Source organism: Streptomyces sp. NPDC001980 (genome assembly GCF_040296885.1).
Classification (GTDB): domain Bacteria; phylum Actinomycetota; class Actinomycetes; order Streptomycetales; family Streptomycetaceae; genus Streptomyces.
Genome location: NZ_JBEOYD010000014.1, coordinates 141,382 through 158,318 on the forward strand (window position 1 = coordinate 141,382; position 16,937 = coordinate 158,318).

Below are 16,937 nucleotides of genomic sequence, written 5' to 3' on the forward strand. Positions count from 1 at the left end.
TCTCCTCGCCGAGTCTCTCCGGCATTACCGCTTCGTCATGCCGCGCCGCCCTTGCCGATGCGGCCGAACTGCTCCTCCAGGACGGACAGCCTGCGCCAGTACTCGTCCTCGTCGATCTCGCCGGAGGCGAAGCGGCGGCCGAGGACCGCGAGCGGCGAGTCGCCGGACGGACGACCGGCGTCCATCGGGCGCCAGGGTCCGCCGCGGCCGCGCCACACGGTGCGACGCAGGAACGTGACGACGCCGATCACGACGGCCGCCCAGATCAGCGGGAAGAACAGGATCCACGGGCCGGGCCCGCCGTTCCAGTTCGCCAGGGTCTGCATATCGGTCAACTCCCCAGGGTCTCGGTGTGATGTATCGAGACTGACTGCCGGGAGGGGGCCGGGTCGTCGTGCAGCCGACGGCACCGGCCGTACCTCCCGGGGAGTACGCGACGGTGGGGGCCCTGCTCCCCAAAGGACTGGCGCTCTGTAACTACTAGTATGTACAGTCGACGTATGAGCACGTCGGAGCGGTTGATCGAGTCCACCCGCGAGCTGCTGTGGGAGCGCGGCTACGTCGGCACCAGCCCCAAGGCGATCCTGGAGCGCGCGGGCGCCGGCCAGGGCAGCATGTACCACCACTTCAAGGGCAAGCCGGACCTGGCGCTGGCCGCGATCCGGCGGACCGCCGAGGAACTGCTGGCCACCGCCGAGGGCGTGCTCACCGGACCGGGCACCCCGTACGAGCGGATCGAGGCGTATCTGCGGCGCGAGCGCGATGTGCTGCGCGGCTGCCCGATCGGCCGGCTGACCATGGACCCGGACATCATCGCGAGCGCCGAACTGCGCGCACCGGTCGACGAAACGCTCGACCGGATCCAGGAGCTGATCGCCGGGATCGTCGAAGAGGGCAAGGAACAAGGGCAGTTCGGGCCCCGGGTGGACGGCGAGGAGATCGCCGCGACCGTGCTCGCGACCGTACAGGGCGGCTATGTGCTCGCCCGGGCGTCCGGTTCCCCCGCCGCGTTCGACGCCGGGGTGCGCGGACTGCTGTCCCTACTGAGGAGTTGACGTACGTGCACATCACCAGAGAGCGCCCGGACACCCAGCGGGGCCCGGCGGAGAACTTCACCGGCACGGTGTGGCTGGACGAGTTGGCCGCGCCCGCCGCCCCGTCCCGGCTGCGCATGTTCAGCGTCCACTTCGCGCCCGGCGCCCACACCGCCTGGCACCGGCATCCGCACGGCCAGGTGCTGCACGTCCTGGAGGGCGAGGGGCTGGTGCAGCGCAGGGGCGGCGAGCCGGAGGCGATCCGCGCGGGCGACACGGTGTGGATCGAGCCGGGCGAATGGCACTGGCACGGCGCCGGGCCGCGCAGCTTCATGACGCATCTCGCGGTCGTCGAGGCCGCCGAGGACGGCACGACCACCGAGTGGCACGAGCACGTGACCGACTACCCGGCCTGAGGAGCGACCAGCGCCATGCACGCCATGCAGTACGAGTTCACCCTGCCCGCGGACTACGACATGGGCATCATCCGCTCCCGCGTCGCGCGCGTCGGGCATCTGCTGGACGACTGGGACGGCCTCGGCATCAAGACCTACCTCATGCGCGAGCGGGGACACCACGGCTCGCCGGTGAACCAGTACGGGCCGTTCTATCTCTGGAACACCGTGCAGGGCATGAACGGTTTCCTCTGGGGAGGCGCCTTCCAGGGAGCTGTCGACGACTTCGGGCGGCCGCACGTACGGCACTGGACGGGCCTGGCCTTCGAGGAGGGCACCGCAGCCGGCTCCCCCGCCGCGTTCGCCGTGCGGCGGCGGCAACCGGTGCCGGACGGTGTGAAGTTGGCCGCCTTCATGGCGGGTGCCGCGGACGAGACAGAGCGGCTGGCAGCCGAGGACGGTGCCGTGCTGGCGGCGTCCGCCGTGGACACGAACGCCTGGGAGCTGGTCCATTTCTCACTCTGGGAGCACGACGCGCCCATGATCGAGGGCGACGTCTTCCAGGTACTGCACCTGTCGGAGCCGGGACGCGGCGCGCTGCCGCGCGGGCGGCAGTGGTGAGCGGTGTCCGTACGGTCCTCGGTGACATCCGGCCCGCGGACCTGGGCGTCTGCGACGCGCACGACCACCTCTTCCTCCACAGCCCCCGGCTGCCGGGACAGGAACTGGACGACGCGAGCGCCGCCCGGGGCGAGCTGGCGGCGTTCCGCGCGGCGGGCGGGGCGGCCGTCGTGCAGTGGACGCCGTACGGGATGGGGCGGCGGGCAGCCGATCTGCCGCTGCTGTCCCGGTCCACCGGAGTGCACGTGCTCTGTGCGACGGGACTCCACCAAGCGGCTCACTACACACCGGAGTTGATCGACGAACTGCGCGGACGGCTCGCCGAGGTCTTCGTCTCCGAACTGACCGAGGGCATCGGGACGTCCGGGGTACGCGCCGGTCTGGTCAAGGTGGCGGGCGGCTTCCACCACCTCGACGCGCACGCCCGCTGGACGATGACCGCGGCGGCCGAGGCCCACCACGCGACGGGCGCGCCGATCGCCGTCCATCTGGAGCTGGGCACCGGTGCACTCGACGTACTCGACCTGCTCTGCGGAGAGTTGGGCGTCCCCGGGGACCGGGTGATCCTCGGCCACCTGAACCGCTCCCCCGACCCCGTCGTCCAGCGGCAGGCCGCCGCCACCGGTTGCTGGCTGGCCTTCGACGGGCCGTCCCGGGCCAACCACGCCACCGACTGGCGGATGCCGGAGGCCGTACGGGCGCTGGCCGAGGCCGGGTTCGGGGACCGGCTGCTGCTCGGCGGGGACACCGTGGTGGCGGGGGCGCGGTCGGTGGACGGCGGACCCGGGATGCCGTACCTGCTGCGACGGGTGCGGCCGCGGCTGGTGGCCGAGCTGGGCGCGGAGCACGTCGACCGCATCCTCACCGACAACCCGGCCCGGGCCTTCGCCGTCGACTGGCGCTAGGCGCTAGGCCACGGAGATGTTCACCGACGGGCGGAGCTTCGCCGCGGCGGCCAGCGCCTCGTGTGCCGGGTGGGTGTCGAAGGCGGCCAACAGCTCCTGGTCTGCCGGGAGTTCGGCCGCCGGGTAGGCGATCTGCTCGAAGGCCGCCTGGAAGCGCGGGCCCCAGCGGCGGGTGCCGAGGCGGGCCGTGCGGGAGCAGTTGTCGACCATGTGCGCCACGTCGCGGGCGTGCATGTAGGGCAGCAGCGAGTCGACCGCCTCGATGACGGACTCGTTGACGATCTCCGACCAGGGGTGGCCGCGCTCGGCGAACTCGTCGATCTGCGCCGTCATCGTGGCCACGAACACACCGGCGGTGAACGGCTCGACAGACAGCTCCCGTTCGGCACGCCGGGCCCGCACCCGCTCGCCCGCCGCCCACATCGGGGAGCCCCCGATCCTGGTCATCTCCCTCTTCCCGAGCCGCCGTTCGGCGAGGATCACGCTGCGCAGCTCGGTGCCGTCGGCGACTTCGTCGTAGATCTCGGCGACGAGCTCGCGGGCCGGCCCGTAGGCCGCCGTGTACGCCCGGTCGAAGACCTCCCGGCCGGCCGGGTCGAGGTCCTCGCGGACGGCGCGCAGCCCGGCCCGGGAGACGGTCCGGGCGATGGGCCCGGTCACGTTCTCGCAGGACCGCTCGTACGCCGTCACCTCGTCGTCCCCGGCGAGCCGGTAGTGGCTGTACAGGCTCTCCACGATGCCGTGCACGGCGCCGAGCAGTATGGCGCGCTCGCCGACGATGTCGGAGCGGTACTCGCTCTCCAGGGTGGTGCGGAAGGTGTACGGCGCGCCGAGCGCGACCGACCAGCCGAGCGCGAGGTCGGTGGCGCGGCCGTCGGGGTCGGCGTGCACGGCGAAACTGCTGTTGATCCCGGCGCCGTTGATCTCCGCGCCCTGTTCGTAGAGGCGGCGCACGGAGTCGCCCATGCCCTTGGGGCAGACGGCGATCACGCCGTGGCCGGCCGGGAAGTCGCCGCCGGTCGCCCGGAGATGGCCGAGCAGGAAGCCGTGCGAGAGGCCGATGACCGCGCCGGGCTTCAACGCCACGAAGATCTCCTGGTGGTGGGCGGCGAGGGCGGCGTCGGCGATCAGCAGGAGGAGCAGGTCGCTGTCGGCGGCGACGGCGAGCCAGTCGCCGAGGGTGCCGTTCTCCTCGGTGAAGCCGTGCTCACGGGCGTCGGCGGCCGAGGCGGAGCCGGGGCGCAGGCCGACGGTGACCGTGATGCCGGTGCCGGCGAGGGAGTCGCGCAGGTTGCGGGCCTGGGCGCGGCCCTGCGGGCCCCAGCCGAGGACACCGATCCTGCTCACCCCGGCGAACGCCCGGGGCAGCAGGGGGAAGAGGTGCCGACCGCCGCGCAGGATGGTCTCCGTGCCGCCGGGCACGTCCATCGTTTCGAGTGCGAAGACGCCGGAGGTGTAGGTGGTCGTCGAGGTCATGGTGGAGTTGTAGGCTCCGGGCGGACGTTGCGGCAAGCGCAACTTTCGCAGCGGTCTGTTGCAGATCTTGAAAGGGACTGGTCACGGAGTGCGGGCCGACCACCGGGAGCTGCGGCTCTTCCTCCATCTCGCGCAGTCGCTGAACTTCGGGCGGACCAGCCTGGACTGCCACGTCAGCCCGGCGACGCTGACCCGGACCGTGCAGCGGCTGGAGGCGGATCTGGGCCACCGGCTGTTCGACCGGGGCCCGCGCGGGGTGTCCCTGACGGCGGAGGGCCAGCGCTTCCGCGAATACGCCTTACAGGCACTGGAGTTGTGGCAGGCCTACCGTGACGAACGGCCCGATCCGGCCGAACTCAGCGGCAGACTCGCGGTGTTCGCCACCGTGACCGCCTGCCAGGCTTTGCTGCCCGACCTGTTGGCACCGTTCCGTACGGCGCACCCGCAGGTACGGCTGGATCTGCGCACCGGGGACGCGGCGGCCGCGCTGGCCCGGCTCGACGAGGGCGAGGCCGATGTGGCCGTGGCCGGGATCCCGGCGCGGCTGCCGGACCCCCTGGTCGGCCGCACGGTGACGGTCACCGACCTGGTCCTGGTCACCGCGCGCGACCGCCCGGACCCCGGCCTGGACGGCCCGTTCGTCCTCCCTCAGCGCGGGCTGGTGCGCGAGGCGGCCGACCGCTGGTTCCGGGCGCGGGGACGGCCCGTGGCCGTCGTCTGTGAACCGGACGGCCACGAGGCCCTGTTGGCCCTCGTCGCCCTGGGCTGCGGCACGGGGCTGGTCCCCCGGCTGGTCCTGGAGCACAGCGCGGTGCGGGACCGGATCGCGGTGCTGCCGGCCGATCCCGCGCCGGAGCCGTTCCCGATCGGGCTGTGCGTACGGCGAGCCGACCTCAGGCGGCCGCTGGTGGCGGCGTTGTGGAGCCTGACGGCGCGGTGGTAGCCGGGCGCCGGTGGGCCGTCACCGAAGTGCCCCCAGCGGGTCGTCCAGCACCGGCTGCCAGGCCAACTCGGCCGCTCCCACCAGGCTGTTGTGGCTCAGCGTGCACGGCAGGATCGGCACGCTGCCGCTCTGGCCCCACAGGCTGCGGTCGGCGACGACGGCACGCAGCCGGCCGGGGTCGGCGTCCAGGAGGGTGCGGTGCAGGCCGCCGAGGATGATGCGGTCGGGGTTGAGGATGTTGACCAGTCCCGCGAGGCCCAGGCCGAGGCGGTCGATCAGGGCCTCGGTGGCCCTGCGGACGGTCGGGTCCGCGTAGTGGTCGCGGATCAGGTCCTCGGCCTGCCGCAGCAGCGACACCTCGGGACCGGGATCGCGGCCCGCCTCGATCAGCAGCGCCAGCGGATCGGCCTCCACGTCCAGACAGCCCCGGCTGCCGCAGTGGCAGGGCCGGCCCTCCGGGTTCACGGCGACGTGGCCGACCTCCAGGGCGAGGCCCGAACTGCCCGTGTGCAGGCGGCCGTCCAGGACCAGCGCGCCGCCGACGCCCCGGTGCCCGGTGGCCACGCACAGCAGGTCCCGGGCGCCCCGGCCCGCGCCGTGCCGGTGCTCGGCGAGCGCGGCCAGGTTCACGTCGTTGCCCGCGAACGCCGGGCCGGTGATCCCGGCCGCGCGCACGCACTCCGCGAAGATCCGGCGCACGGGCGCCCCCACCGGCCAGGCCAGGTGGAGGGGGTTCAGGGCCAGGCCCTCCGGTTCGGCGACTGCGGACGGCACGGCGAGACCGGCGCCGACGCAGCGGCGGCCGGTGCCGCGCAGGAGGTCGGCGCCCGCCTCGACCACCGAGCCGAGCACCTTCGCCGGGTCGGCGTCGACGGCCTCGCAGCCGGGCGCGGTCGCGACGATCCGGCCGCCCAGGCCGACCAGTGCCGCGCGGAAGCCGTCGGCGTGGACCTGCGCGGCGAGTGCGACGGGGCCGTTCTCGGCGACCTCCAGGCGGTGCGAGGGGCGGCCCTGCGAACCGGCGGCGGCGCCCGGGTGGGCGTCGACCGTGATCAGGCCGAGCGCCTCCAGTTCGGCGGCGACGGCGCCGGCCGTGGCCCGGGTGACGCCGAGTTCCGCGGTGAGCACCGCGCGGGTGGGGGCGCGGCCGGTGTGCACGAGTTCCAGGGCGGGGCCGAGTGCGCCACGTCCTCGGTCCAACCGGGGTTTCGAGGTTCCGTTCCCCGTCGGGCCGGGGGCCGCCTTTCCGCTCATGAAAGGGAGTCTGCCATGATCCGTAGGAGGGGCCGTAGTGAAGGTGCGGCGCCGTTGGGGCTGGTCGCGCAGTTCCTCCCCCAGCCTTCGGCCGGGGGTACCCCCACCGCCCCTAAAGGGGCGCTGCAGCCTGGGCATGTTCAAAGCCGCTCACTCTCAGTGTGACGTTCAGGCGGCCGGTCAGGCCCAGCTCTGCCGGTCCCGTGCCCGGGTGCACCCTCGGCACCCCGTGATAGGCGAGCCGCGACTCGCCCCCGAACACGAACAGGTCCCCCGACCGCAGCTCCACGTCCGTGTACGGCTTGCTCCTGTTCTCCGTGTTGCCGAAGCGGAACACGCACCTGTCCCCGAGGCTCAGCGACACCACCGGTGCCTCCGACTTCTCGTCGGCGTCGCGGTGCATGCCCATGCGGGCGTCGGCGTCGTAGAAGTTGATCAGTGCGATGTCGTACGACAATCCGCCGACCGTCTCCGGGCCCAGGGCGTCGGTCACCGCACGGCGGCCCAGTTCGCCGAGCCAGGCGGGGAACGGCCTCACGGGGCTGCCGTCGCCGTCGACGACCGTGCGGGCGTAGGCGTACGGGTACCAGTGCCAGCCCAGGCAGACCTGGCGGGCGGTCATCGTGCCGCCGCCGGGCGTGCGCACCGTGCGCAGGCCCGCCGGGGGCCGGGCCCAGTCGCGGCAGGCGGCGAGCAGCGCGCGCTGCCGGTCCGTGTCCAGCCAGTCGGGGACGTGCACGGCGCCCGGCGCGATGCGGGCGCGCGCCCTCGGGAACAGTTCATCCTCCATGCCCCCATCCTGCCCGACCGGGCCTGAGCTGCGGTTCGGCTAGCCTGGACGCACGATGAGCGACCGTATGACGACTGCCTGGGGCGAGTTCGAGCTGTCCCGCTTTCCGGAGGATCCGCGCGACCGGCTGCGTGCCTGGGACGCCTCGGACGCGTACCTGCTGCGGTATCTCGACCGGGAGCGGACCGGGCTGTCGGGCACGGTCGTGGTGCTCGGCGACCGCTGGGGCGCGCTGGTCACGGCGCTGGCGGAGCACCGGCCGGTGCAGATCACCGACTCGTACCTGAGCCAGGAGGCGACCCGCGCGAACCTGGCGCGCGCGGGTGTCGAACCGGGCGCGGTGCAGTTGCTGACCACCCAGGATCCGCCGCCGGACCGGGTGGACGTGCTGCTGGTGCGGGTGCCGAAGAGCCTGGCGCTGCTTGAGGACCAGCTGCTGCGGCTGGCGCCCGCCGTGCACGCGGGGACGGTCGTGATCGGCACCGGCATGGTCAAGGAGATCCACACGTCGACGCTCCGGTTGTTCGAGCGGATCCTCGGGCCGACCCGGACCTCGCTGGCCGAACAGAAGGCCAGGCTGATCCACTGCACGCCGGATCCGTCGCTGGAGCGCCCGGAGAACCCGTGGCCGTACAGCTACGCGCTCCCCACCGGGATCGGTGCGGTGTCCGGGCGTACGGTCGTCAACCACGCGGGCGTCTTCTGCGCCGACCGGCTCGACATCGGGACGCGGTTCTTCCTGGCGCATCTGCCCGAGGGGGGCCGCCGGATCGTGGACCTGGGGTGTGGGAACGGCGTCGTGGGTACGGCGGTGGCGCTGGCCGACCCCACGGCCGAGGTGCTGTTCGTCGACGAGTCGTTCCAGGCGGTCGCCTCGGCGGAGGCAACCTACAAGGCCAACGGGGTACCCGGGCATGCCGAGTTCCGGGTCGGCGACGGGCTGGCCGGGGTCGCGGCCGGGAGCGTGGACGTGGTGCTCAACAACCCGCCGTTCCACTCCCACCAGGCGACCACCGACGCGACGGCGTGGCGGATGTTCAGCGGGGCGAAGCGGGCACTGCGACCGGGCGGCGAGCTGTGGGTGATCGGCAACCGGCATCTTGGCTACCACGTGACACTGCGCCGATTGTTCGGCAACAGTCAACTGGTCGCGAGCGACCCGAAGTTCGTCGTGCTGAAGGCGGTCAAGCGCGGGTAGTCCGGGCGGCCAGTACGCCGATGATCCTGGTCACCTCCCGGGCCATCGCCTCCCTGCCGGCACCGAGGTAGGTGCGGGAGTCGACGGCCTCGGGATGGTCCGCGAGGAAACGGCGGACCGACGCGGTCATCGCCATGTTGAGTGCCGTGCCGACGTTGACCTTGGCGATGCCGGCGGCGACCGCGGTGACCAGTCCGTCGTCCGGGACCCCGGAGGAGCCGTGCAGGACCAGCGGGACCGGCACGGCGGCCGAGAGGCGCCCCAGCAGGTCGTGGTCGAGGGTGGCGGTCCGGCTGGTCATGGCGTGCGCGCTGCCGATCGCCACGGCCAGCGCGTCGACACCGGTGCCGGCGACGAAGTCCCGCGCCTCGGCGGGGTCGGTACGCGCCCCGGGCGCGTGCGCGTCCAGCGCCGGCCTGCCGTCCTTGCCGCCGACCTCCCCCAACTCCGCCTCGATCCAGAGGCCTTGGGCGTGCGCCCAGACGACGGCAGCCGCGGTCGCGGCGAGGTTCCCGGCGTACGGCAGCCGGGACGCGTCGTACATCACCGAGCTGAAGCCGGCATCGGGGGCCTGCCGGAGCAGGTCGTCGCTCCGGACGTGGTCGAGGTGCAACGCGACGGGTACGTGGGCGCGTTCGGCGGCCGCGGTGGCGGCGCGGGCCAGCGGGAGGAGGTGTCCGTGGCGGAACCTTACGGCGTTCTCGCTGACTTGGATGACTACGGGTGAACCGGCGGCCTCGGCACCGGCGATGACGGCTTCCACGTGTTCCAGGGTGATGACGTTGAACGCGGCGACGGCGGACCGGTCTTCGGCTGCCCGTGCCAGCAGCGCGCCGGTGGTTGCGAGGGGCACGCTCACTCCTCGCCGGTCGGGGTGAGGACCACCGAGCGGGTGAGATGGCGCGGCCGGTCGGGGTCGAGGCCCCGGGCGGCGGCGACGGCGACCGCGAGGCGCTGGGCGCGGACCAGTTCGGCGAGCGGGTCGAGGGTGCCCTGGATCCACAACCCACCGGTGGCGTCGACCTGCTGGGCGAGTCCGGCGGGGGCCGGGCCGAACATCCAGGTGGCCGTGGCTCGGGTGGCGATGCTGATCGGGCCGTGCCGGTACTCCATCGCCGGGTAGGCCTCGGTCCAGGACAGCGAGGCCTCGCGCATCTTGAGCCCGGCCTCGCTCGCGAGTCCGACGGTCCAGCCGCGACCGAGGAAGGTGAACTGGGCGCACTCGGTCAGTCCCGGTGGCAGCGGAGTCGACAGTGCGGTACGGGCGTCGGCGACCACGGCGTCGGTGTGGAGGCCGAGGTGGGCGCGGAGCAGGGTGAACGCGCTGGTGGCGAACCGGGTCTGGACGACGGAGCGTTCGTCGGCGAAGTCCAGGACGACGAGGTCGTCGGCGGCCGCCGTCACGGGGGTGTCGGGGTCGGCGGTTATCGCGGCGGTGCGCACACGTCCCTTCAACTCGCCCAGCAGGTCCAGGACTTCGGTGGTGGTGCCGGACCGGGTGAGGGCCAGCACCCGGTCGTAGGACCGCCCGTGCGGGAACTCCGAGGCGGCGAAGGCGTCCGTCTCGCCGAGTCCCGCGGACTCGCGCAGGACGGCCGCGGCCTGGGCCATGAAGTACGAGGTGCCACAGCCGACGATCGCGACCCGCTCGCCCGGGGCCGGGAGGGCGTGGGCTCCGCGGGTGGCCTCGGTGGCGGCTCGTGTCCAGCAGTCGGGCTGGCTGTTCAGCTCCTCGGTGATATGTGACATACCACTGTCCCTCCCCTGGACGCACATCGTGATTGTTCTTGCAAGATAGAGCCAGCTTCCAATCACAATCAAGCATTCCGTCGAAGACCACGTGCGCTAAGGTCGCCAGAAGATCGAGGAACGGAGGCGGCGGATGTCGCGCGACGCCCGCTGGAAGGCGCTGCTCGAGTTGCTGGTCGAGCGCGGCCGCCTGGAGGTCGAGGAGGCGGCGGCCGAGCTGGCGGTCTCGGCGGCCACCATCCGTCGGGACCTGGACCAGCTCGCCGAGCAGCAGATGCTGGTGCGCACCCGGGGCGGTGCGGTGGTGCACGGGGTGTCGTACGAGCTGCCGTTGCGCTACAAGACGGCCCGGCAGGCCTCGGAGAAGCAGCGGATCGCCAAGGCGGTGGCAGACCTGGTCGCACCGGGCGAGGCGGTGGGGCTCACGGGCGGTACGACCACCACGGAGGTGGCCCGCGCCCTGGCCGTACGCGGAGACCTCACCACCGGAACGCCGGCGCTGACGGTCGTCACGAACGCGCTCAACATCGCGAACGAGCTCGCGGTGCGGCCCCAGTTCAAGATCGTGGTGACGGGCGGGGTGGCACGCCCGCAGTCGTACGAGCTCATCGGGCCGCTCGCGGACGGGGTGCTGGGTCAGATCACCCTTGATGTGGCGGTGCTCGGGGTGGTCGGCTTCGACGTCGTCCATGGGGCTGCGGCCCATGACGAGGCGGAGGCCGCGGTCAACCGGCTGCTGTGCGAGCGTGCGGCCCGCGTGGTCGTCGCCGCCGACTCCAGCAAGCTGGGAGGGCGGGCGTTCGCCCGGATCTGCGCGGCGGAACTGGTGGACACGCTGGTGACGGACACGGCCGCGGCGCCGGAGACGGTGCGTCGGTTCGAGGAGGCGGGGATCCGGGTCCTGACCGTGTGAACGTGACGCGGTACGGCCCTGAGACTCGGCTCGCTGTCACATCCCGCTGGTGTCCGCGCTGACGAATCCCGCGCCCCGCTGGTCGTTGCAGCCGAACACCGGCCGGTCGGCCGGGTCGGGCCAGCTCTGCTGGGCCTGGAGGGCGACGCTCACCAGGGTCAGCAGCAGGTCGACGTCGCTCGCGGCGTCGAGTCGTATGGTCACCCACTGCGAGCCCGGGACGATACGGATCGCCCCCGTGCTCCTGAGGTCCTTGGCGAAGTGCCGGATGGCATGGGCGGTGAGACGCAGGTCCACATCGCGGTCGGAGTGGAAGTGCGCGATCTCGCCCTGCGCCGAACTCACGGCCTGACCCAGACCGCAGCTCGGTACGGCCTGGGTCAGGTCGGGCCAGGTCGCCAGTTGCGCCAGAGCGCGCGAGGCCAACGTCATGGAGCCATCATGGCCCGCTCACTCTCCGGTAACCAACCAGCGAGCAGTTATTAACCGAGCTGTTGCCTGACTCTGTCCGAACACACACGCCCGGGACGAGTGAATATCCGCAGGAATTCAGTGGTTCGAGGGACGGAAGGTACCTCTCGGGCGTCCGGGACGGCCGTGGCCAACGTCACGTTTTACGCAGGTCTGACACCTGCCCTACGCACGCCTGACAGCCGTCGCCGCGAACGCGTCGGCAGCGGCGAGGTCGAAGTCCCCGTGGTCGCTGCCGAGACCCTGGGCGACCAGGGCCGCCACGGCGTTGCCGAGGACGGCGGCGTCGTGCGGGGTGCGGCCCAGGCCGATGCCGTAGACGAATCCGGCCGAGAAGGCGTCGCCGCAGCCGGTGGTGTCCACGACGTCGATCTCGAAGGCGGGCACCGGCTCGGCACCCTCGGCGGTGACCAGCAGCGCGCCGTCGCCGCCCCGGGTGACCGCGACCAGCCCGGCACCGGCGCCGACCAGCTTCTTCGCGCCCGCCAGCAGGTCGTCCTCGCCGGAGAAGCCCAGCACCTGGTCGTCGTTGGGGAGGAGGTGGTCGACGTACGGCAGCGCGGCCGCGATCTGCTCGAAGCTGCCGAGGACGCCGGGCGCCAGCAGGTCCACGGAGGTCGTCACGCCGTGCTCCTTGGCGAAGTGCAGGATGCGCGCGGCGGCGTCGACGCCGATCAATTCCGGCCCGCCGAGGTGGAGATGGGCGGCTTCGGCAAGGGCGTCCCAGGGCACGTCGTCGACGCCGTAGGTGATGTTGGCGCCGAGCAGGTGCAGGGAGGGCCGGTCGCCGTTGGGGCGGATGGGCAGCACGCTCGCCGAGGTGGCGGTGTCGGTACGGCGGACGAGGAAGCCGGTGTCGATCCCGGCCCTGCCGAGCAGCTGCACCAGCATGTCGCCGGTCGCGTCGGCGCCGACGGCCCCGGCGCTGAGCACGGTGGCGCCGAGCTTGGCGAGGCTCAGTGCGGTCCCGCCGGCGGTCCCGGCCGCGGTCATCCTGATGTCCTCGACCAGGGTGGCGCCCTGGCCCTCGGGTATCCCGTCCACCGGCCGGACCAGCACGTCCAGCACGTGCACACCCATCGTGACGACTCTCATGGCTTGCCCTCCTGCAGGGATCGGGTGGTGCCGTAGTTCCGGGCGATCGCGGCCTCGATCACCGCGAGTTGCTGCTGCTCGTCCAGGACGCGGGGCGTTCCGAGGGCCGCCGCGTGCTGGTAGACACCGCAGGCCCATTCGAGCAACAGGGCGTTCTCGACGGCCTTGTCGAGGGTCGGGCCGACGGTGACCGAGCCGTGGTTGGCCATCAGCGCGGCGCTGCGGCCGTCGAGTGCGGTGAGCACCGAATCGGCGAGTTCCGGGGTGCCGAAGGTGGCGTACGGCGCCACCCGCACGGTGCCGCCGAGAGCGAGCAACTGGTAGTGGATACAGGGCAGTTCGTCGAGGACGCAGGAGAGTGCGGTGGCCATCGGCGCGTGCGTGTGGACGACCGCGCCGGCACCGTAGCGCCGATAGACCCCGAGGTGCAGGTCGAGTTCGGAGGTCGCCTGCAGGGTCCCGGCGACGACCTTGCCGTCCAGGTCGACCACCGTCACCTGGCCCGCGGTCAGCTGGGCGAGCACCGCGCCGGTCGCGGTGACCGCGACCCGGTCCCCCACCCGCACGCTGACGTTGCCCGCCGTACCGATCAGCAGGCCCGCCGCTCCCAGGCGACGGCAGACGTCCGCCACCGCGGCCCGTTCCTGAACCAGCGCGGAGCTTGAGTCCGTCATGGCCGCGACGGTAACGTAAACCTGAAACAAAGTCACGTTCAGATTCTGGGGTGGTTGCGTGAGCGGGCCGACCGCCGAGGAGACCGGGGCCGTGCTGCGCCGTACTCCCCAACAGGCCCGCAGCAAGGCCCGGTTGGCGCGTGTCCTCAAGGCGGCCGAGCGCGTGCTGATCGCCGAGGGCGTGCCGGCCCTGACCACCACCCGGGTCGCGGCGGAGGCAGGGGTGTCGGTCGGCTCGCTGTACCAGTACCTGCCCGACCGGGACGCGATCATCGACGCGCTGGCCGCGACGTACTTCGCTCAACTCGAAGCGGTGATGGAGGAGTTCGTGCGCAGCGCGGCGACCGAGCGCTGGTCCGACCCGGTCGGCGTGCTGATCGACACCTACGCCGGGCTCTACCGCACCGAACAGGGCTTCAGGGCCCTGTGGTTCGGCAGCGGTCTGACCGACCGGACCCGGGCGGCGGACCGGGAGCACAAGCGCCGGATGGCCGACGGAGTGCACCGGGTGCTGCTCGCGCTCGGCATCGCCGACGACACGGAGGGGCTCGGCCACGCCTGCCATGCCGCCGTCCTCGCCGCCGACGCGCTCGCCCAGGAGGCCTTCCGCCGCGACGCCGAGGGCGACGCCGCCCTCCTCGGCGAGGCGAAGGTGATGCTGCGCGGCTACCTCACGGCCCTCGCCGGGAGGCACGGGCGACGGGACGGCGGTGCGGTGGGCAACGCTCCGCTCAGCGGGCCCGTTCCCAGACCGGCTGGACGCCCGGAGTCAGCGCCGTGAAGTCGGGCAGTTCGCGCAGGGCCTGCTCGGCGCCGCCCGGTGTGTAGACGGCGATGACGCGCAGCTGCCGCCAGCCGGTGTTGAAGGTGGAGTGCAGCGTGCCCCTGGGCACGTAGACGAAGTCCCCCGCCGTCACCGGGAACTCCCCCGAGTCACCGACGGTCTGGACGCCCTCGCCGTCGATGAAGTACAGCACCTCGTCGGAGTTCGGGTGGGTGTGCAGGTCGTGCCCCTTGGTGGGGTTGATGATCACCTCACCCGCGGTGAGGGGCGCCCCGGGGAACAGACCGGCGCTCACTCCCCACTTGATGCTTCCCCAGTCGAAGACCTCGGTCGGCAGTTCGGCGGGCACGGTACGGGTCCTCGGCTCGAATTCGCTCACGGTTGCTCTCCTCGTCCTCATCCTCGTCCTCATCCTCGTTCTCGTTCTCGTTCTCGTTCTCGTTCTCACCAGATTCATCGGATTCTTCGGATTCTTCGGATTCACCGGAAGGTGATGGACTTGAAGTCCTCGGTCTGCCGTCGGATGCCGGTCTCCGTGGGCAGGCGTTCGATCGAGCTCGCGCCGAAGAAGCCCACGACTCCGTCCGTCCGTGCGAGGACGTACTGGGCGTCCGCGGGTTCCGCGATGGGGCCGCCGTGGCAGAGCACGAGGATGTCGGGGTTGACCGCGACCGCGGCGTCCCGCATCGCCTGGACTCGCTCCACGCACTCGTCGAGGGTGAGCGCGGTGTGTGCGCCGATGGTGCCCTTGGTGGTCAGGCCCATGTGCGGGACCAGGACGTCGGCGCCGGCCTCGGCCATGGCGGCGGCCTGGCCGGCGTCGAACACGTACGGCGCGGTCAGCAGGCCGCGTTCGTGTGCGGCCGCGATCATCTCGACCTCCAGGCCGAAGCCCATCCCGGTCTCCTCCAGGTTCTGGCGGAAGACACCGTCGATGAGCCCGACGGTGGGGAAGTTCTGCACACCGGTGAACCCGGCCTCCCCGACCTGGTCGAGGAAGCGGCCCATCACCCGGAACGGGTCTGTTCCGTTGACACCCGCGAGCACGGGGGTGTCCTTGACCACCGGGAGCACCTCGTCCGCCATCTCCATGACGATGGCGTTCGCGTCGCCGTAGGCCAGCAGGCCCGCGAGGGATCCCCGGCCGGCCATCCGGTACCGCCCCGAGTTGTAGATGATGAGCAGGTCGATGCCGCCCGCTTCGGCGGACTTCGCGGAGAGGCCGGTGCCGGCACCGCCGCCGATGATCGGCCGGCCTGCCGCCACGGTCTTCCGCAGCCGTTCGAGTGCCGTGCTCCGGTCCATGGTCGCGTTCCTTTCCATCCGCCCGCGGGTGCGCGTCCGCGTCCGCCCACGGGTGCGAGTCGGGGTCCTCACCGGTCAGAGCTGATCAGCCGGTGCAACTGCCGGGCGGCGTCGCGCCCGAACCCCGGGTCGTTGATGTGCCGGTCCACCTCGATGATCTCGGCCGGCGACCCGGTGAGCGCGCCGCGCAGCGCCGCGAAGAGCTCCGCGTCCGCCGCCGCGTCGCGGAACGGGCCGTCCTCCGTGTCGATGCCGCTCACCCCGCGCAGCGGGAGGACCACCGCGACCGGCCCGTGGGCGCGGGACAGCTTCGTGCCGATCCGCCGCCCGAGTTCGGCGTTCTCCTCCGGGGTGGTCCGCATCAGCGTGACCGTCGGGTTGTGGACCAGGAAGCTCCGGTCGTCGAACCCGGCGGGGACGGTCTCCCGCGGCCCGAAGTTGACCATGTCGAGCGCACCGACCGAGACGACCTGCGGGATGCCCCGCTCGCCGGCCGCCTCCAGCCGGTGCGGGCCCGCGCTCAGCACCCCGCCCACCAGGTCGTCGGCGAGTTCCGTGGTGGTGAGGTCCAGCACTCCGGCGAGCCGGCCGTCGCGGGCGAGTTTCTCCAGCGCACGGCCGCCGGCGCCGGTGGCGTGGAAGACGAGCGGTTCGTAGCCGAGTCCGGCGAGTTCCGCCCGTGCCTCGTCGGCGGCCGGCGTGGTCAGGCCGAACATCGTCACGCCGACCAGGGGCCGCTGCTCGCCGGCCGGTGCGGTGCGGCGGGCTTCCTGCGCCCCGGCCATGGCGGCGATCGCGGCGGCGGCGTTGCCGAAGACCTGTCCGGAGACGGAGTTGATCCCGGCGACGTCCACCACCGAGTGCATGAGCGTCACGTCGCTCTCGCCGACGTACGGCGAGACATCGCCCGAGGCCATTGTGGAGACGAGCAGCTTCGGCACCCCGACCGGCAGGGCGCGCATCGCCCGGGACGCGACCGACGAACCGCCGGAACCGCCGACGGCGAGCACACCGTCCAGCCGGCCCTCCGCGTACAGCGCGAGGACCACCGAGGCGGCGCCGGAGGCCATCGCCGCCATGGCCGCGCCCCGGTCACCGCCCTCCCGCAGCGCCGTGAGATCGGCGTCGCCCGCCCGGGCGACCGCCGCGGCGGTGACGTCCGCGGGGTACTCCGAGAACACGCCGACGTCGACGGTGACGGTGCTCGCCCCGTGGGCGCGCACCCGGTCGGCGATCCAGGCGTACTCCTCGCCCTTGGTGTCCATCGTGCCGATGAGAACGACCGTGGCCATCGTGCGTGCCTCCTGCTCTTCTTCGAGCCCTGTGCCAG

Annotated in this window: 20 protein-coding genes; 8 read left to right on the forward strand and 12 right to left on the reverse strand. The window is 72.5% G+C overall.

What is annotated here, in order from left to right:
• Positions 1-35: 35 nt before the first annotated feature.
• On the reverse strand, positions 36-326 hold the full coding sequence (locus ABT137_RS22695) for an SHOCT domain-containing protein (RefSeq protein ID WP_351711798.1): 291 nt from the start codon (positions 324-326) through the stop codon (positions 36-38).
• Positions 327-500: 174 nt separating this feature from the next.
• Between ABT137_RS22695 and ABT137_RS22700 the strand changes: the two genes are divergently transcribed.
• Genes ABT137_RS22700 through ABT137_RS22715 form a run of 4 tightly spaced genes read left to right on the forward strand, consistent with a single transcriptional unit; the run spans position 501 to position 2,955 of the window.
• A complete protein-coding gene (locus ABT137_RS22700; RefSeq protein ID WP_351711604.1) occupies positions 501-1,055 on the forward strand; it encodes a TetR/AcrR family transcriptional regulator in 555 nt (184 codons plus the stop codon).
• 5 nt (positions 1,056-1,060) lie between these two features.
• Entirely contained in the window at positions 1,061-1,450 is a 390-nt protein-coding gene (locus ABT137_RS22705; RefSeq protein ID WP_351711606.1) for a (R)-mandelonitrile lyase, read from the forward strand.
• Between the two features lie 15 nt (positions 1,451-1,465).
• Complete coding sequence (locus ABT137_RS22710) at positions 1,466-2,050, forward strand: DUF4865 family protein (protein WP_351711608.1); 585 nt, start codon at positions 1,466-1,468, stop codon at positions 2,048-2,050.
• Complete coding sequence (locus ABT137_RS22715; protein ID WP_351711610.1) at positions 2,047-2,955, forward strand: phosphotriesterase family protein; 909 nt, start codon at positions 2,047-2,049, stop codon at positions 2,953-2,955. The genes ABT137_RS22710 and ABT137_RS22715 overlap by 4 nt, the downstream gene beginning before the upstream one ends.
• 3 nt (positions 2,956-2,958) lie before the next feature.
• Here the strand turns inward: ABT137_RS22715 and ABT137_RS22720 are convergent, their stop codons facing one another.
• Positions 2,959-4,431: a ketol-acid reductoisomerase gene (locus ABT137_RS22720; RefSeq protein ID WP_351711612.1), complete on the reverse strand. Its 1,473-nt coding sequence runs from the start codon at positions 4,429-4,431 to the stop codon at positions 2,959-2,961.
• 88 nt (positions 4,432-4,519) lie between these two features.
• Here ABT137_RS22720 and ilvY point away from each other — a divergent pair, with 88 nt between their 5' ends.
• Positions 4,520-5,374 (forward strand): HTH-type transcriptional activator IlvY, encoded by an 855-nt coding sequence (gene ilvY, locus ABT137_RS22725; RefSeq protein WP_351711614.1) that lies wholly within the window; start codon positions 4,520-4,522, stop codon positions 5,372-5,374.
• An 18-nt stretch (positions 5,375-5,392) separates the two neighbouring features.
• On the opposite strand, the gene ABT137_RS22730 is transcribed toward ilvY, so the two are convergent.
• Positions 5,393-6,628 (reverse strand): ROK family protein, encoded by a 1,236-nt coding sequence (locus ABT137_RS22730; protein WP_351711615.1) that lies wholly within the window; start codon positions 6,626-6,628, stop codon positions 5,393-5,395.
• Between the two features lie 112 nt (positions 6,629-6,740).
• Entirely contained in the window at positions 6,741-7,418 is a 678-nt protein-coding gene (locus ABT137_RS22735) for an alpha-ketoglutarate-dependent dioxygenase AlkB family protein (RefSeq protein WP_351711617.1), read from the reverse strand.
• A gap of 67 nt (positions 7,419-7,485) precedes the next feature.
• On the opposite strand from ABT137_RS22735, the gene ABT137_RS22740 reads away from it, so the two are divergent.
• Positions 7,486-8,616: a methyltransferase gene (locus ABT137_RS22740; RefSeq protein ID WP_351711619.1), complete on the forward strand. Its 1,131-nt coding sequence runs from the start codon at positions 7,486-7,488 to the stop codon at positions 8,614-8,616.
• On the opposite strand, the gene ABT137_RS22745 is transcribed toward ABT137_RS22740, so the two are convergent.
• Positions 8,603-9,469 (reverse strand): class II fructose-bisphosphate aldolase, encoded by an 867-nt coding sequence (locus tag ABT137_RS22745; RefSeq protein WP_351711621.1) that lies wholly within the window; start codon positions 9,467-9,469, stop codon positions 8,603-8,605. The genes ABT137_RS22740 and ABT137_RS22745 overlap by 14 nt on opposite strands.
• Positions 9,470-9,471: 2 nt before the next feature.
• On the reverse strand, positions 9,472-10,365 hold the full coding sequence (locus ABT137_RS22750) for an SIS domain-containing protein (protein ID WP_351711623.1): 894 nt from the start codon (positions 10,363-10,365) through the stop codon (positions 9,472-9,474).
• Positions 10,366-10,498: 133 nt separating this feature from the next.
• On the opposite strand from ABT137_RS22750, the gene ABT137_RS22755 reads away from it, so the two are divergent.
• Entirely contained in the window at positions 10,499-11,278 is a 780-nt protein-coding gene (locus tag ABT137_RS22755; RefSeq protein ID WP_351711625.1) for a DeoR/GlpR family DNA-binding transcription regulator, read from the forward strand.
• 36 nt (positions 11,279-11,314) lie between these two features.
• Here the strand turns inward: ABT137_RS22755 and ABT137_RS22760 are convergent, their stop codons facing one another.
• The 3 genes from ABT137_RS22760 to ABT137_RS22770 form a co-directional block, all read right to left on the reverse strand.
• Positions 11,315-11,710, reverse strand: a complete 396-nt coding sequence (locus ABT137_RS22760) for a luciferase domain-containing protein (protein WP_351711627.1) — start codon at positions 11,708-11,710, stop codon at positions 11,315-11,317.
• Positions 11,711-11,914: 204 nt separating this feature from the next.
• Positions 11,915-12,844: a carbohydrate kinase family protein gene (locus tag ABT137_RS22765; protein ID WP_351711629.1), complete on the reverse strand. Its 930-nt coding sequence runs from the start codon at positions 12,842-12,844 to the stop codon at positions 11,915-11,917.
• Entirely contained in the window at positions 12,841-13,518 is a 678-nt protein-coding gene (locus ABT137_RS22770; RefSeq protein ID WP_351711631.1) for a class II aldolase/adducin family protein, read from the reverse strand. Before ABT137_RS22770 ends, ABT137_RS22765 begins: the two co-directional genes overlap by 4 nt.
• 58 nt (positions 13,519-13,576) lie before the next feature.
• On the opposite strand from ABT137_RS22770, the gene ABT137_RS22775 reads away from it, so the two are divergent.
• On the forward strand, positions 13,577-14,299 hold the full coding sequence (locus tag ABT137_RS22775; RefSeq protein ID WP_351711633.1) for a TetR/AcrR family transcriptional regulator: 723 nt from the start codon (positions 13,577-13,579) through the stop codon (positions 14,297-14,299).
• Here the strand turns inward: ABT137_RS22775 and ABT137_RS22780 are convergent.
• The 3 genes from ABT137_RS22780 to ABT137_RS22790 form a co-directional block, all read right to left on the reverse strand.
• Positions 14,250-14,681, reverse strand: a complete 432-nt coding sequence (locus ABT137_RS22780) for a cupin domain-containing protein (RefSeq protein ID WP_351711635.1) — start codon at positions 14,679-14,681, stop codon at positions 14,250-14,252. The genes ABT137_RS22775 and ABT137_RS22780 overlap by 50 nt on opposite strands.
• Positions 14,682-14,782: 101 nt before the next feature.
• The gene (locus ABT137_RS22785; RefSeq protein ID WP_351711637.1) at positions 14,783-15,607 is read right to left on the reverse strand and encodes a phosphoenolpyruvate hydrolase family protein; all 825 of its coding nucleotides are present in this window, start codon (positions 15,605-15,607) and stop codon (positions 14,783-14,785) included.
• 68 nt (positions 15,608-15,675) lie between these two features.
• Complete coding sequence (locus tag ABT137_RS22790) at positions 15,676-16,899, reverse strand: Tm-1-like ATP-binding domain-containing protein (RefSeq protein WP_351711639.1); 1,224 nt, start codon at positions 16,897-16,899, stop codon at positions 15,676-15,678.
• Positions 16,900-16,937: the final 38 nt, after the last annotated feature.

Coding starts and splice junctions, on each gene's coding strand:
- ABT137_RS22730 (WP_351711615.1), bottom strand. CDS start 6,628: ATGAGCGGAAAGGCGGCCCCCGGCCCGACGGGGAACGGAACCTCGAAA.
- ABT137_RS22740 (WP_351711619.1), top strand. CDS start 7,486: ATGACGACTGCCTGGGGCGAGTTCGAGCTGTCCCGCTTTCCGGAGGAT.
- ABT137_RS22760 (WP_351711627.1), bottom strand. CDS start 11,710: ATGACGTTGGCCTCGCGCGCTCTGGCGCAACTGGCGACCTGGCCCGAC.
- ABT137_RS22770 (WP_351711631.1), bottom strand. CDS start 13,518: ATGACGGACTCAAGCTCCGCGCTGGTTCAGGAACGGGCCGCGGTGGCG.
- ABT137_RS22735 (WP_351711617.1), bottom strand. CDS start 7,418: ATGGAGGATGAACTGTTCCCGAGGGCGCGCGCCCGCATCGCGCCGGGC.
- ABT137_RS22785 (WP_351711637.1), bottom strand. CDS start 15,607: ATGGACCGGAGCACGGCACTCGAACGGCTGCGGAAGACCGTGGCGGCA.
- ABT137_RS22765 (WP_351711629.1), bottom strand. CDS start 12,844: ATGAGAGTCGTCACGATGGGTGTGCACGTGCTGGACGTGCTGGTCCGG.
- ABT137_RS22710 (WP_351711608.1), top strand. CDS start 1,466: ATGCACGCCATGCAGTACGAGTTCACCCTGCCCGCGGACTACGACATG.
- ABT137_RS22695 (WP_351711798.1), bottom strand. CDS start 326: ATGCAGACCCTGGCGAACTGGAACGGCGGGCCCGGCCCGTGGATCCTG.
- ABT137_RS22755 (WP_351711625.1), top strand. CDS start 10,499: ATGTCGCGCGACGCCCGCTGGAAGGCGCTGCTCGAGTTGCTGGTCGAG.
- ABT137_RS22790 (WP_351711639.1), bottom strand. CDS start 16,899: ATGGCCACGGTCGTTCTCATCGGCACGATGGACACCAAGGGCGAGGAG.
- ABT137_RS22700 (WP_351711604.1), top strand. CDS start 501: ATGAGCACGTCGGAGCGGTTGATCGAGTCCACCCGCGAGCTGCTGTGG.
- ABT137_RS22750 (WP_351711623.1), bottom strand. CDS start 10,365: ATGTCACATATCACCGAGGAGCTGAACAGCCAGCCCGACTGCTGGACA.
- ABT137_RS22720 (WP_351711612.1), bottom strand. CDS start 4,431: ATGACCTCGACGACCACCTACACCTCCGGCGTCTTCGCACTCGAAACG.